This is a genomic window from Candidatus Streptomyces philanthi (assembly GCF_059553635.1).
The window spans coordinates 1-13,592 of record NZ_JCANQV010000163.1 but is presented as its reverse complement, the minus strand read 5'-3'; the positions used below and the strand labels follow the sequence as shown (position 1 = coordinate 13,592).

At 74.6% G+C, this 13,592-nt stretch carries 14 protein-coding genes; 10 read left to right on the top strand and 4 right to left on the bottom strand.

Going from position 1 to position 13,592, the window contains the following annotated elements:
- Nucleotides 1-53: 53 nt before the first annotated feature.
- Nucleotides 54-1,031, bottom strand: coding sequence for a DMT family transporter (locus tag AC51EU_RS19130; protein ID WP_496268210.1), 978 nt, complete (start codon nt 1,029-1,031; stop codon nt 54-56).
- On the opposite strand from AC51EU_RS19130, the gene AC51EU_RS19125 reads away from it, so the two are divergent.
- From AC51EU_RS19125 to AC51EU_RS19115, 3 genes are all read left to right on the top strand, one after another.
- On the top strand, nt 1,030-2,511 hold the full coding sequence (locus AC51EU_RS19125; protein WP_496268209.1) for an aminotransferase-like domain-containing protein: 1,482 nt from the start codon (nt 1,030-1,032) through the stop codon (nt 2,509-2,511). The two genes, AC51EU_RS19130 and AC51EU_RS19125, sit on opposite strands and share 2 nt — an antisense overlap.
- Nucleotides 2,512-2,625: 114 nt before the next feature.
- On the top strand, nt 2,626-3,075 hold the full coding sequence (locus AC51EU_RS19120; protein WP_496268208.1) for a GNAT family N-acetyltransferase: 450 nt from the start codon (nt 2,626-2,628) through the stop codon (nt 3,073-3,075).
- 376 nt (nt 3,076-3,451) lie between these two features.
- Complete coding sequence (locus tag AC51EU_RS19115) at nt 3,452-4,564, top strand: PLP-dependent cysteine synthase family protein (RefSeq protein ID WP_496268207.1); 1,113 nt, start codon at nt 3,452-3,454, stop codon at nt 4,562-4,564.
- Between the two features lie 98 nt (nt 4,565-4,662).
- Here AC51EU_RS19115 and AC51EU_RS19110 read toward each other — a convergent pair whose 3' ends face one another.
- Nucleotides 4,663-5,529 carry an AraC family transcriptional regulator gene (locus AC51EU_RS19110; RefSeq protein WP_496268206.1) on the bottom strand — a complete coding sequence of 289 codons (867 nt, stop codon included), beginning with the start codon at nt 5,527-5,529 and terminating at the stop codon, nt 4,663-4,665.
- Between the two features lie 170 nt (nt 5,530-5,699).
- On the opposite strand from AC51EU_RS19110, the gene argC reads away from it, so the two are divergent.
- From argC to AC51EU_RS19085, 5 genes are all read left to right on the top strand, one after another.
- Entirely contained in the window at nt 5,700-6,728 is a 1,029-nt protein-coding gene (gene argC / locus AC51EU_RS19105) for an N-acetyl-gamma-glutamyl-phosphate reductase (RefSeq protein WP_496268205.1), read from the top strand.
- A 73-nt stretch (nt 6,729-6,801) separates the two neighbouring features.
- A complete protein-coding gene (gene argJ / locus AC51EU_RS19100; RefSeq protein WP_496268204.1) occupies nt 6,802-7,980 on the top strand; it encodes a bifunctional glutamate N-acetyltransferase/amino-acid acetyltransferase ArgJ in 1,179 nt (392 codons plus the stop codon).
- Nucleotides 7,977-8,903, top strand: coding sequence for an acetylglutamate kinase (gene argB / locus AC51EU_RS19095; RefSeq protein WP_496268203.1), 927 nt, complete (start codon nt 7,977-7,979; stop codon nt 8,901-8,903). The genes argJ and argB overlap by 4 nt, the downstream gene beginning before the upstream one ends.
- The gene (locus AC51EU_RS19090; protein ID WP_496268202.1) at nt 8,900-10,117 is read left to right on the top strand and encodes an acetylornithine transaminase; all 1,218 of its coding nucleotides are present in this window, start codon (nt 8,900-8,902) and stop codon (nt 10,115-10,117) included. Before argB ends, AC51EU_RS19090 begins: the two co-directional genes overlap by 4 nt.
- Before the next feature lie 8 nt (nt 10,118-10,125).
- Complete coding sequence (locus AC51EU_RS19085) at nt 10,126-10,668, top strand: arginine repressor (protein WP_496268201.1); 543 nt, start codon at nt 10,126-10,128, stop codon at nt 10,666-10,668.
- A gap of 63 nt (nt 10,669-10,731) precedes the next feature.
- Here the strand turns inward: AC51EU_RS19085 and AC51EU_RS19080 are convergent, their stop codons facing one another.
- A complete protein-coding gene (locus AC51EU_RS19080) occupies nt 10,732-11,085 on the bottom strand; it encodes a TraR/DksA family transcriptional regulator (protein ID WP_496268200.1) in 354 nt (117 codons plus the stop codon).
- A gap of 71 nt (nt 11,086-11,156) precedes the next feature.
- Nucleotides 11,157-11,483, bottom strand: coding sequence for a TraR/DksA family transcriptional regulator (locus AC51EU_RS19075; RefSeq protein ID WP_496268199.1), 327 nt, complete (start codon nt 11,481-11,483; stop codon nt 11,157-11,159).
- Nucleotides 11,484-11,783: 300 nt separating this feature from the next.
- On the opposite strand from AC51EU_RS19075, the gene AC51EU_RS19070 reads away from it, so the two are divergent.
- On the top strand, nt 11,784-12,737 hold the full coding sequence (locus AC51EU_RS19070) for a HAMP domain-containing sensor histidine kinase (protein ID WP_496268211.1): 954 nt from the start codon (nt 11,784-11,786) through the stop codon (nt 12,735-12,737).
- Complete coding sequence (locus AC51EU_RS19065) at nt 12,734-13,423, top strand: response regulator (RefSeq protein WP_496268198.1); 690 nt, start codon at nt 12,734-12,736, stop codon at nt 13,421-13,423. The genes AC51EU_RS19070 and AC51EU_RS19065 overlap by 4 nt, the downstream gene beginning before the upstream one ends.
- The last annotated feature ends 169 nt before the right edge of the window (nt 13,424-13,592 follow it).

The following is a 13,592-nucleotide window of genomic DNA, read 5'->3' as shown; positions in this document are numbered from 1 at the left end:
TTGCGGCAAGTTTACGTCGGAGGGCCGCCCCCGCACCCGGGGCGGACGCCGGGTCAGTCCCGGGTGCGCTGGGTGACGACGATGCAGACCAGCACGGCCGCCGCCGCGATCGGCGCGGCCGGCGGCAGCCGCTCACCGAGCAGTACCACCGACCACACGAGTGTCAGCAGCGGCTGCGCCAGCTGCACCTGGCTGGCCCGTGCGACACCGATCACGGCCATCCCCCGGTACCAGACGACCAGGCCGGCGAACTGCGAGCCGATCGCGAGCCACAGCAGCCCCGCCACCGCGTGCGCCGTCAGCCGCGGCGGATCGGCGGCCACGGCCACCGCCGTGCCGGCCACGGTCACCGGCAGCGTCATGACCAGCGCCCAGCCGATCACCTGCCACCCCGGCATGCTGCGGGCCAGCAGCCCGCCCTCGGTGTAGCCGGCCGCGCACACCACCAGCGCCGCGAACAGGTACAGGTCACCGGTCCCCAGCGACCCGCCGTTCTGCAGCACCGCGAAGACGACGACCACCACCGCGCCGACCAGCGACGCGGCCCAGAACGCGCGCGAGGGGCGCGCACCGGTCCGCACGGCGGAGAAGGCGGCGGTGGTCAGCGGCAGCAGGCCCACCACCACGGCGGCGTGCGCGCTGGTCGAGGTCTCCAGGGCGAGCGTGGTCAGCAGGGGGAAGCCGAGGGCGACCCCGCCGCCGACGACCGCGAGGGAGGCCCAATGGCGCCGCTCGGGGAGGCGTACCCGGCGGACGGCGAGACAGGCCCCGGCCAGGATGGTGGCGAGCAGGAGGCGCAGCATCACCGTCGTCCACGGGCCCATGCCCTCCAGCGCCCACACGGTCGCGGGGAAGGTGAGGGAGAAGGCGGCGACGCCCAGGGCGGCGAGCAGCAGGCCCAGGCCGAGGGCGGGGGAGCGGGGGGCGGCGGGGTGCGTGGTGACGCGGTCCGGTGCGTCCTGCCGCGCCGCTGCCGGGGGCGCGTCGACCGCTATCCCGCTCGTCGTGGTAGCGCTATCGTTGGCTTTCATGCAAGAGCGTAGCAGTGTCGCGGAACTGGTGAATTCGCTGCGATCGGAGCTGTACCGCTACTCACCCGGTGAGAAGCTGCCGTCCAGTCGCACCCTTGTGGACCGCCACCGGGTGAGCCCCGTGACCGTCTCCCGCGCCCTGGCCGCCCTGGCCGCCGAGGGCCTCGTCGTCACCCGCCCCGGCGCCGGCGCCTTCCGCGCCGAGCCGCGCACCGTGGCGCAGCGCCCCGCCGACACCTCCTGGCAGGAGATCGCGCTCAGCGCGGAACCCGCCGCCGACCAGGTGCCGCGCAGCGTCGACGCCTCCGGCGTGCTGGCCTCCCTCGCCCTCCCCGCCCCCGGCGCCGTCGAACTCAACGGCGGCTATCTGCACCCCGCCCTGCAGCCCGAGCGCGCCCTCGCCGCCGCCCTCGCCCGCGCCGGACGGCGCCCCGGTGCCTGGAGCCGGCCCCCGGTCGAGGGCGTTCCTGAACTGCGGGCCTGGTTCGCGCGGGAGATCGGCGGCCCCGGGGGCGCCCTCGCCGCCAGCGACGTCCTGGTCACGGCGGGCGGCCAGAGCGCCCTCACCGCCGCGCTGCGGGCCCTCGCCCCGCCCGGCGCGCCGGTCCTCGTCGAGTCCCCGACCTACCCCGGCATCCTGGCCGCCGCCCGCGCCTTCGGCCTGCGCCCCGTCCCCGTCCCGGTGGACACCGGCGGGGTGCGCACCGACCTCCTCGCCGACGCCTTCCGCGCCAGCGGCGCCCGCCTCTTCGTCTGCCAGCCGCTCCACCAGAACCCGACGGGTACCGTGCTCGCTCCGGAACGGCGGCGGGATGTGCTGCGGGTGGCGCGGGCCGCCGGCGCGTTCGTGATCGAGGACGACTTCGCCCGCCGCCTCGTCCACGAGGACGCCCCCGCCCTGCCGCCGACCCTCGCCGCCGAGGACGAGCACGGCACCGTCGTCCATGTCTGCTCCCTCACCAAGGCCGCCTCGCCCAGCCTCCGGGTGGGCGCGCTGGCCGCGCGCGGCCCGGTCCTCGACCGGCTGCGCGCCGTCCAGGTCGTCGACAGCTTCTTCGTGTCCGGCCCGCTCCAGGAGGCCGCCCTCGAACTCGTCGGCTCCCCCTCCTGGACCCGGCATCTGCGGATGATGGCCCGCGAGTTGACCGTCCGCCGCGACACCCTGACCGCCGCCCTGCACCGGTACCTCCCGGCTCTCGCCGTCCCCGCCCCCGACCGGACGGAGCAGCGCCCCGGCCTCCATGTCCCGTACGGCGGCTTCCACCTGTGGCTCCGCCTCCCGGACGGCACCGACGAGACCGCGCTCGCCGGCGCCGCCCTGCGTGCGGGCGTCGCGGTCACCCCGGGCCGCCCCTACTTCCCCGCCGAGCCGCCCGCGCCCCATCTGCGCCTGAGCTTCGCCTCCGCCGCCGGGACGGCCGAACTGGCGGACGGTGTGCGGCGTTTGGCGGACGCCTGTGCGGAGGTGGGCGGGGGGTGAGCGGCCCTCGGGGTGCGGGGGTGGCCCGTGTGCCCGCCGTGCCCCGGGTGACACCGGGCCGGTGGTGTGCCGTGCGGGGTCGACGGCGCCCCGCGGTTCTGCGAGCCTCCCCGTATGGACGCCCACCTCGCCGACGGCTACGAGATCTCCACCGACCCCGCCCGCCTCGACGCGGCCCTGGTCCACCACTGGTTGTCCACCGACACCTACTGGGCCCGCGGCCGTTCCCGCGCACAGCACGACAACGCCCTTAACGGTTCGCTCAATTTCGGTCTGTACGCGAAGGATTCCGGACGTCAGGCGGGCTACGCACGCGTGGTCACCGATCACGCCACCTTCGCCTGGCTCTGCGATGTCTACATCGCCCGCGAGGACCGCGGCCGCGGCCTGGGCACCGCCCTCGTCGAAGCCGTCACCACCCACCTCGCCCCCACCGGCGTACGGCAGATCCTCCTCGCGACCCAGGACGCCCACGGCGTCTACGAGAAGACCGGCTTCCGCGGCCTGGAGCACCCCGGACAGTGGATGGCGCTCCGCCTCACGGCGGCGGACGAAGGACGGTAGACCGGCCGCGCGGGCGGCGCACCCGGCCCGCGCACCCCGCCCGTCACCGGCCACCCGTCACCGCCGCACCCGGGCCGGACGCCGGCGGGGCTGAACACCGGAAAGGCCGTTCGCGTCCGACCGGGTGAGTGCTGTCGGCCGAACGGGTGGCCGATCCGGAACCCCGTGATGCCGTGATCGACCACGCGCCCTTGCTGCGCCGATCCGGCGGCGGACGGCCGATCCGGACCGCCGCAGGGCCCGCCGGGCACGGCACCGTACGGTCCCCCGGCTGCTGCGCCCCCGCTGCATCCATGCGCCCCTTTTCCGCCCATGCGCCCCCGCATCGCCCGTGCGCCCCCTTCCACGGGGGCTCCGCGCCGGTAGGGTCCCGGCCATGGCAGCAGCCCCACGTCCTCCCTCCTCGTGGACCGCGACGGCGTTCCGCCGGCTGTCCGCCGACAGCCGGGGCCGCTTCCCCGGGCCCACGCCGCTCCGCCGGCTCCCGCTCGCCGTGCTCCGCGGAATCGACCTCTACTTCAAGGACGAGTCCGCCCACCCCACCGGCAGCGTCAAACACCGCCTGGTACGGGCGATGTTCCGCGAGGCGGTCGAGACGGGCGCGCTGGGCGCCGGAACACCGGTGGTGGCGGCCGGCACCGGGTCCGCCGCCGTCGCGGGCGCGTACTTCGCCTCCCTCCTCGACCTGCCGTTCACCACCGTCGTCCCGAAGACCGCCCCGCCGGAGACCCTGGCCCGGATCGAGCGGTACGGGGGCCGGTGGCGGGCCGGCGAGCAACCACCCGCGGCGGTGCACGACGAGGCGCGTGAGGCGGCCGAGGAGTGCGGCGGCTGGTTCCTGGACCCCTACGCGTACGCCGGGCGGCTCGCCCGGGGCGACGGCGAGCACCGGTACGGCGGTGAGCCGACCCTCGCGGACGAGATCTTCAACGCGCTGCGCGCCACCCGCCACCCGATGCCCGAATGGATCGTCACCGGCGCCGGAACGGGCGCGACCTCGGCGGGCATCGGCCGTCATCTGCGCTCCCGCGGGCTCGCCGCGCGCCTGGCCGTGGTCGACCCGGAGAACTCCGCGTACTTCCCCGCCTGGGCGAGCGGCTGCGACGACTACACCACCGGGATGCCGTCCCGCATCCCCGGCATCGGCCGGCCCCGCACCGAACCGGGCTTCCTGCCCAAGGTCGTCGACCTGGTCATCCCCGTCCCGGACGGGGCGTCCGTCGCGGCCATGCGCTGGCTCCACCACGCGGGCATCGCCTGCGGCCCGGCGACCGGCGCCAGCATGTGGGGCGTGTGCCACCTCGCCGCCCGGATGCGGCGCTCCGGCATCCGCGGCAGCGTCGTCACCATCATCGGCGACCACGCGGACGCCTACCGCACCACCCACCTCGACACCCCCTGGCTCACCGCCCGCGGTCTCGACCCCACCCCCTACGAACCGGTCCTCGAACGGTTCGCCACCACGGGGGAGTGGCGCCCCCGGGCCTGAGACCGGACGCTCCGCAGACGGGCCCGGGACCACACCTCCCCGGGCCCGCCCGCGGGACGCCCGGCACACGCCGGCGCACCTCGGACCCGCGGCCGGACTCAGCCCCGCTCCCGCTCCACCGGCAGCCACAACTCGGCGTCCACCCCGGCCCCGTCCGGCGTCGGACGGGTGCGCAGGATCTCCGGGCCGGGGCGGGAGCGGTAGGGATTGGACGGGAACCACTCCGTGAACACGTCCCGCCACAGGAACTGCACGGCCTGCGGCGCCGGCCCGGAGGCGGTGAAGACCGCCCAGGTACCGGCCGGGACGGCCAGGGTGTGCGTGCCCTCCGGCGCGGGCGCGGAGGTGATCACGCCCTGGAGGTAGTCGAGTTCGGTGCCCTCGGCGCGGCTCGGGTCCAGGCCGTCGCAGACCGCGACGATGCCGTACGGCTCCTGGTCCGACAGCTTCTCCAGCCGCCCCAGGGCCAGCGGGTCGAGCCCGCGGACGAAGTCCTCGATCGCCCGGTTCGGCCCCAGGTGGACCAGGGGGACCCGGGCGGTGAACCCGACGACGGTGAAGGCCGCTCCGTCCACGACGCGGTAGCGCATACTGCTGCTCCCTTCGACGGTGAGACGGAAGGACATCCGGGGCTGGGAGCTGAGCGCGGCCCCGGTACGCCGGGCCTCACCCGGCCCGACACCGTGCATGGCGCGGAACGCCCGTGCGAACGCCTCGCCCGAGCCGTAGCCGTAGCGCACCGCGATCTCCAGCAGCGTCTCGCGTCCCGCCAGCACCTCGGCACCCGCGACGGTGAGCCGCCGGCGCCGTATGTACTCCGACAACGGCATCCCCGCGAGCGCGGAGAACATCCGCCGCAGGTGGTACTCGGACGTGGCCGCGGCACGCGCCAACTCCGCCACGCCCACGTCCCGGTCGAGACGCCCCTCGACGCACTCCATGACCTGGTTCAGCCGCTCCAGCACCCCGGTCCCCTTCCTCTTGACCCCCTCACGCTAGGCACCGCCCACCCCGCCGGACCCGGCATCCTGTGCCCGAAGACATCGGGTGCGGGGCCCGAGGCGGCACCGGCACCCCGGGGTATTGCATAAAACTGCATAGCTTCGTATAGTCATGCCATCACGGAGGAGGCACCATGACGGTACGGGCGGCAGTGGCCGGGGCGAGCGGGTACGCGGGGGGTGAGGTGCTGCGTCTGCTTCTGGGGCATCCGGAGGTGGAGATCGGGGCCGTCACCGGGCACTCCAGCGCCGGGCAGCGGCTCGGCGCGCTGCAACCGCATCTGGCGCCGCTGGCGGACCGCGTCCTCGAACCGACGTCGGCCGCCGCGCTCGCCGGCCACGACGTGGTCTTCCTCGCCCTGCCGCACGGGCAGTCCGCGGCCGTCGCCGAGGAGCTCGGCCCCGACGTGCTGGTCGTCGACTGCGGCGCCGACTTCCGGCTCAAGGACGCCGCCGACTGGGAGGCGTACTACGGCTCCGCTCACGCCGGCACCTGGCCGTACGGGCTTCCCGAACTGCCCGGGGGCCGCGCCGCGCTGGAGGGGTCCCGGCGCGTCGCGGTCCCGGGGTGCTACCCGACCGCCGTCTCGCTCGCCCTCTTCCCCGCGTACGCGGCACGCCTCGCCGAACCCGAGGCCGTCGTCGTCGCCGCGTCCGGCACCTCCGGGGCGGGCAAGGCCGCCAAACCGCATCTGCTGGGTTCCGAGGTCATGGGCTCCATGAGCCCCTACGGCGTCGGGGGAGTGCACCGGCACACCCCGGAGATGGTCCAGAACCTCAGCGCCGCCGCCGGGGAACGCGTCACGGTGTCCTTCACCCCCACCCTCGCGCCCATGCCCCGCGGCATCCTCGCCACCTGCACCGCCAAGGCCCGGCCCGGCACGGACGCCGCCGCGGTACGGGACGCGTACACCAAGGCGTTCGACGGCGAGCCGTTCGTCCGGCTGCTGCCCGAGGGGCAGTGGCCCGCCACCGGGGCCGTCCACGGCTCCAACACCGCGCAGCTCCAGGTCGTCCTGGACGCCGCCGCCGGCCGGATCGTCGCCGTCTGCGCGATCGACAACCTCACCAAGGGCACCGCCGGCGGCGCCGTGCAGAGCATGAACATCGCCCTCGGCCTGCCCGAGGGAGCGGGCCTGACGACGGTGGGGACCGCGCCGTGACCGGCACCGCACACAACGGGGAGACCGGCGCGCCCGCCACGGGCACCGCCGGCGACATCAGGAAGGACACACCGTGAGCGTCACGGCAGCACAAGGATTCACGGCCACCGGTGTCGCCGCCGGCCTCAAGTCGAACGGCGCACCCGACCTCGCCCTCGTGGTCAACAACGGACCGCGACGGGCCGCCGCCGGGGTCTTCACCTCCAACCGCGTCAAGGCCGCCCCCGTCCTGTGGTCCGCGCAGGTCCTCAAGAGCGGCACGGTCTCCGCCGTCGTCCTCAACTCCGGCGGCGCCAACGCCTGCACCGGCCCCCGCGGGTTCCAGGACACCCACGCCACCGCGGAGAAGGCCGCCGAGGCCCTCAACGCCGCCGCCCCCGGCACCGAGGACCCGCACAGCCCCGGCTCCGTCGCCGTCTGCTCCACCGGCCTGATCGGCGAACTCCTGCCGATGGACAAGCTGCTGCCCGGCATCGACACGGCCGTCGCCCGGCTCGACCCGCACGGCGGAGAGAGGGCCGCCATCGCCATCAAGACCACCGACACCGTCCACAAGACCGCCGTCGTCACCAAGGACGGCTGGACCGTAGGCGGCATGGCCAAGGGTGCCGGCATGCTCGCCCCCGGCCTCGCCACCATGCTCGTCGTCCTCACCACCGACGCCGACCTGCCCGCCGCCGACCTCGACGCCGTGCTGCGCGACGCCACCCGCACCACCTTCGACCGCGTCGACTCCGACGGCTGCATGTCCACCAACGACACCGTGCTGCTCCTCGCCTCCGGCGCGTCCGGCACCGTCCCCGCCCTCGGTGACTTCGCCGACGCCGTACGGACCGTCTGCGACGACCTCGCCCGCCAGCTCATCGGTGACGCCGAGGGCGCCAGCAAGGACATCCGCATCGAGGTGATCAACGCCGCCACCGAGGACGACGCCGTCGAGGTCGGCCGCACCATCGCCCGCAACAACCTCCTCAAGTGCGCCGTCCACGGCGAGGACCCCAACTGGGGCCGGGTGCTCTCCGCGATCGGCACCACCTCCGCCGCCTTCGAACCCGACCGCCTCAACGTCGCCATCAACGGCGTCTGGGTGTGCAAGAACGGCTCCTTCGGAGAGGACCGCTCCCTGGTCGACATGCGCTACCGCGAGGTGCGCATCACCGCCGACCTCTCCGCCGGCACCGAGTCCGCGGTCATCCGGTCCAACGACCTCACCGCCGACTACGTCCACGAGAACAGCGCGTACTCCTCATGACCACCACACCCGCCCGCAGGCACACCGCGCTCCCCAAGGCCCGCACCCTCATCGAGGCGCTGCCCTGGCTGACCCGCCACCACGGGAAGACCGTCGTCATCAAGTTCGGCGGCAACGCCATGGTCGACGACGCGCTCAAGCACGCCTTCGCCCAGGACGTCGTCTTCCTCCGCCACGCCGGACTGCGCCCCGTCGTGGTGCACGGCGGCGGCCCCCAGATCAGCGCCCAGCTCGACCGCCTCGGCATCGCCTCGGAGTTCCAGGCCGGACTGCGGGTCACCACCCCCGAGGCCATGGACGTCGTCCGCATGGTCCTCGCCGGACAGGTCCAGCGCGAACTCGTCGGGCTCCTCAACCGGCACGGCTCCCTCGCCGTCGGCATGACCGGCGAGGACGCCCGGCTGATGACCGCCACCAAGCACTATGCCACCGTCGACGGCGACCCCGTCGACATCGGCCGGGTCGGCGAGATCACCGCCGTCGACACCGGCGCCGTCCGGGCCCTCCTCGACGACGGCCGCATCCCCGTCATCTCCTCCGTCGCCCGCAGCGGCGACGACGGCGACGACTCCGGCGTCTTCAACGTCAACGCCGACACCGCGGCCGCCGCGCTCGCCGCCGCCCTCGGCGCCGAGACCCTGATGGTCCTCACCGACGTCGAGGGCCTCTACGAGGACTGGCCGCACAGCGACGAGGTCATCTCCCGGCTCACCGCCACCGAACTGGAGGCGCTGCTGCCCGAACTCGCCAGCGGCATGGTCCCCAAGATGCGGGGCTGCCTGCACGCCGTCCGCAACGGCGTCCGCACCGCCCGGGTCATCGACGGCCGGGTCCAGCACTCGATCCTGCTGGAGATCTTCACCGACGAGGGAATCGGCACGATGGTCGTGCCGGACGCGCACACGAACGAGGGGACGGCATGAACGACCCGATGGACAACGCGGCCTTCGCACGGCGCTGGCAGGGCGCCATGATGCACAACTTCGGCACCCCCCGGCTGACCCTGGTCCGCGGCGAGGGCACCACCGTCTGGGACGCCGACGGCAACTCCTACCTCGACTTCCTCGGCGGCATCGCCGTCAACGCCCTCGGCAACGCCCACCCCGCCGTGGTCCGCGCCGTCACCGACCAGATCGCCACCCTCGGCCACGTCTCCAACTTCTTCGTCGCCGAACCCACCGTCACCCTCGCCGAACGGCTCCTCGCCCTCGACGGCCGCCCCGGCCGCGTCTACTTCTCCAACTCCGGCGCCGAGGCCAACGAGGCCGCCTTCAAGATCGGACGGCTCACCGGCCGCCCCCGCACCGTCGCCGCCACCGGCGGCTTCCACGGCCGCACCATGGGCGCCCTCGCCCTCACCGGCCAGCCCGCCAAACAGGCCCCCTTCCGCCCGCTGCCCGGCCCCGTCGACCACGTCCCCTTCGGCGACACCGACGCGCTGCGCGCGGCCGTCACCACCGACACCGCCGCCGTCTTCCTCGAACCCGTCCAGGGCGAGAACGGCGTGATCGTCCCGCCCCCCGGCTATCTCGCCGCCGCCCGCGAGATCACCGCCGCCACCGGCACCCTCCTCGTCCTCGACGAGATCCAGACCGGCATCGGCCGCACCGGCCACTGGCTCGCCGCCCAGGCCGAGGACGTCCAGGCAGATGTCGTCACCCTCGCCAAGGGCCTCGGCGGCGGCCTGCCCATCGGCGCCACCCTCGCCTTCGGCCCCGCCGCCGACCTGCTCACCCCCGGCTCCCACGGCTCCACCTTCAGCGGCAACCCCGTCGTCTGCGCCTCGGCCCTTGCCGTCCTCGACACCATCGAGGACGGCAAGCTTCTCGACCACGCCACCGCGACCGGCGCACGGCTGAAGGACGGAATCGAGGCACTGGGACACCCGCTCGTCTCCCGTGTCCGCGGCGCGGGCCTCCTCCTGGGTATCGTCTTGCAGGAGCCCCACGCGGCACACGTGCAGCAGGCGGCTCAGGACGCGGGCCTTCTGGTGAACGCGGTCGCGCCGGACGTCATCCGGCTCGCCCCGCCCCTCGTCGTCACCGGTGACGAGGCGGACACGTTCCTCCACAAGCTCCCCGGCGTCCTCGACACCGCCCTCACCAGGGCCCACGGGGAACAACGAACCGGAGACTGACGACAACGATGACCGAGGCGCACGACCACGGGACGCCGCCCGGCGGCCAGGCCGTACCGCAGACCCGCACGGCACGCCACCGCCGCATCGTGGACATCCTCAACCGGCAACCGGTCCGCTCCCAGAGCCAGCTCGCGAAACTCCTCGCCGACGACGGCCTCTCCGTCACCCAGGCGACCCTCTCCCGCGACCTGGACGAACTGGGCGCGGTGAAGATCCGCAACACCGGCGGCGAACTGATCTACGCGGTGCCCAGCGAGGGCGGCGACCGCAAGCCCCGCGCCCCCCTCGGCGAATCCGCCAAGGAGGAACGGATGCGCCGCCTCTCCGGCGAGCTCCTCATCTCCGCCGAGGCGTCCGCCAACCTCGTCGTCCTGCGCACCCCGCCGGGCGCCGCCCAGTTCCTCGCCTCCGCCATCGACCAGGCGGAACTGCACGACATCCTCGGCACCATCGCCGGCGACGACACCCTCATGCTGATCAGCCGCGACCCGGCCGGCGGCCAGGCCCTCGCCGACCACCTGCTGCACCTGGCCCAGAAAGCACGCTGAGGCGGACGGACCCGGCGGGGGCGCCCACCACGCACCCGCCGGGACCGCCCGCCCCACCGCACATCAGCCGCGGCGCGCCGCCTCCATCGCCAGATGGCAGCGCACACAGAACCGCGCCTGCGGCACGATCTCCAACCTCGCGAACGGGATCGGCAGCCCGCACCGGTGGCACCGGCCGTACGCCCCCCGATCCAGCCGCTCCAGCGCGGCCTCCACGTCCGCCAGCACCATCCGGGCCGACGCCGAGAGCTGGAGCCGCACCTCCTCCTGCCCGCCGGCCGGCCCGCACCGGCCCATCTCCCGCAGCTGATCGCGGCGGAAGCGGCGCTGCTCGACGAGATTCTCGCGCAGCGCGTCCAGCTCGGCCGGGGTCAGACCGGCCCGGCGGCCGGTGCCGACGGCGACGTCACGAGACACGGCGTCACGTCCTCCCAAAGACGGTGAACAAGGGGTACGGGCGCCCCGGCGGCGGGGCGCCCGGCACACACTCAGACGGCCCGCTCCTGGCAGCCCACGCAGTGCCGCGCGTACGGCAGGATCTCCAGCCGCTCCACCGGGATCGGGGTGGAGCACCGGGGACAGGTCCCGTACGTGCCCGAATCCAGCCGCAGCAGCGCCGCGTCGATCTCCTTGAGCACCCGCTCGATCGCCGTGGTCTGCGACGTCAGCAGCGCGTCCGTACCGGGCGGCGCGCTCTCCTCGATCGCGGTCAGCTGCGACAGCCGCGAGGCGCGCTCGTGCTCCAGCCGCTGGCGGGCGTCGTGCTCGGCCAGCCGCTCGGGACGGGAATCGGCGGGGGCCACTTCTGGCGACATCGTGGACGGGTTCCTTTCAGACGCTCGGCGCGCGCCGTCCGCCGTCCGGACAAGAAGGACGACGGGCGGCGCGCTCCCTGACCTCCACCCTGGCCGCCGCCACCCCCTTCCGCCATGGGGGCCGGCACCCATTTCCGGGGGCGCCGGCCCTGTAATCACCCCGCCCGGGGCCGCCGGGGCCGCCCGGCGCGGGCACACTCGGACCACCGGGCGGCACACCACGGGCGGCGCCGCACCCGGCCCCGCGCGCCCGCCCCGGCGCCCCGGATGCGAGAGTGGCCCAAGGAGGTAGTGCGCACGGTGTCCTTGTTCTGGCGGATCTTCGGACTGAACGCGGTGGTGCTGGGGGCGATCACCGCGCTCCTCCTGTGGGCGCCGGTGACGGTCTCCGTCCCCGTCGTCCTCACCGAGGCCGTCGTCCTCGTCGCCGGCCTCGCCGTCATGCTCGTCGCCAACGCGGCACTGCTGCGCATCGGCCTCGCCCCCCTCCAGCGCCTCACCCAGCGCATGACCACCGTCGACCTGCTGCGCCCCGGCCAGCGGCTCCCCGTCGACGGCCACGACGGCGTCGCCGACCTGCTGCGCACCTTCAACGAGATGCTCGACCGCCTGGAGGCCGAACGCGCCAGCAGCGCCACCCGCGTCCTGTCCGCCCAGGAGTCCGAGCGCCGCCGGATCGCCCAGGAGCTCCACGACGAGGTGGGGCAGAGCATGACCGCCGTCCTCCTCGAACTGAAACGGGTCGCCGACCGCGCCCCCGAGGACCTGCGCGCCGACCTCCAGCACGCCCAGGAGACCACCCGCGCCAGCCTGGACGACGTCCGCCGGGTCGCCCGGCGGCTGCGCCCCGGCGTCCTCGACGACCTCGGCCTGGTCAGCGCCCTCACCGCGCTCACCACCGACTACGCCACCCACACCGGCCTGACCGTGCACCGCCGCTTCGCCCACGACCTGCCCGCCCTGGACCCGCAGACCGAACTCGTGCTCTACCGCGTCGCCCAGGAGGCGCTGACCAACGCCGCCCGGCACGCGGACGCCCGCACCGTGGACGTGGCACTGTGCCGCACCGCCACCTCCGTGGCCCTGGACGTCGCCGACGACGGCCGCGGCATGGGCCACGCCCGCGAGGGCGCCGGCATCCGCGGGATGCGCGAACGCGCCCTGCTTCTCGACGCCGTGCTCGACATCGGCCCCGGCCCGTCCGGCGGCGCCCGCGTCCGGCTGACCGTGCCCCTGCACCCGGAGACCGCATGACCCACCCCCGCCCCGGACCGGACACCTCACGCGCCACCGCCCCCACCCGCATCCTCCTCGCCGACGACCACGCCCTGGTACGGCGCGGCGTCCGGCTCATCCTCGACGGCGAACCGGACCTGGAGGTCGTCGCCGAGGCCGGGGACGGCGCCGAGGCCCTCGCCCTGGCCCGCACCGTCCGGCCCGACCTCGCGATCCTCGACGTCGCGATGCCGCGGATGACCGGCCTCCAGGCCGCCCGCGAGCTGTCCGCCCTCCAGCCGGACGTCCGCATCCTCATCCTGACGATGTACGACAACGAGCAGTACTTCTTCGAGGCGCTGAAGGCCGGCGCCTCCGGCTACGTCCTCAAGTCGGTCGCCGACCGCGACCTGCTGGAGGCGTGCCGGGCCGCCGTACGCGGCGAACCGTTCCTCTACCCGGGCGCGGTCACCGCCCTGATCCGCAACTACCTCGACCGGGCACGCGACGGCCACGACGTCCCCGACCGGGTGCTCACCACCCGCGAGGAGGAGATCCTCAAGCTGATCGCGGAGGGCCACTCCTCCAAGGAGATCGCCGAGACCCTGGTCATCAGCGCCAAGACCGTCGAACGCCACCGCGCGAACATGCTCCACAAGCTCGGCATGCGCGACCGCCTGGAACTGACCCGCTACGCGATCCGGGTCGGCCTGATCGAGCCGTAGCGCCACCGGGCCGGGCCGCGCGCCCGCCCCGCACACCAGCACCACACACGACGACACACGGACCGCGCGGACGCGGGGGAGGGGAGGGGAAGGTGCTGCGCACCGTCCCGCGGGCCGCCGGCCGCGGCATCCCCCGCGGCCGGGTACGGCGGGCCCTGCTCCTGCTGGC

Coding starts and splice junctions, on each gene's coding strand:
- AC51EU_RS19075 (WP_496268199.1), bottom strand. CDS start 11,483: ATGTCGCCAGAAGTGGCCCCCGCCGATTCCCGTCCCGAGCGGCTGGCC.
- AC51EU_RS19120 (WP_496268208.1), top strand. CDS start 2,626: ATGGACGCCCACCTCGCCGACGGCTACGAGATCTCCACCGACCCCGCC.
- AC51EU_RS19090 (WP_496268202.1), top strand. CDS start 8,900: ATGAACGACCCGATGGACAACGCGGCCTTCGCACGGCGCTGGCAGGGC.
- argC (WP_496268205.1), top strand. CDS start 5,700: ATGACGGTACGGGCGGCAGTGGCCGGGGCGAGCGGGTACGCGGGGGGT.
- AC51EU_RS19130 (WP_496268210.1), bottom strand. CDS start 1,031: ATGAAAGCCAACGATAGCGCTACCACGACGAGCGGGATAGCGGTCGAC.
- AC51EU_RS19065 (WP_496268198.1), top strand. CDS start 12,734: ATGACCCACCCCCGCCCCGGACCGGACACCTCACGCGCCACCGCCCCC.
- AC51EU_RS19115 (WP_496268207.1), top strand. CDS start 3,452: ATGGCAGCAGCCCCACGTCCTCCCTCCTCGTGGACCGCGACGGCGTTC.
- AC51EU_RS19125 (WP_496268209.1), top strand. CDS start 1,030: ATGCAAGAGCGTAGCAGTGTCGCGGAACTGGTGAATTCGCTGCGATCG.
- argB (WP_496268203.1), top strand. CDS start 7,977: ATGACCACCACACCCGCCCGCAGGCACACCGCGCTCCCCAAGGCCCGC.
- AC51EU_RS19085 (WP_496268201.1), top strand. CDS start 10,126: ATGACCGAGGCGCACGACCACGGGACGCCGCCCGGCGGCCAGGCCGTA.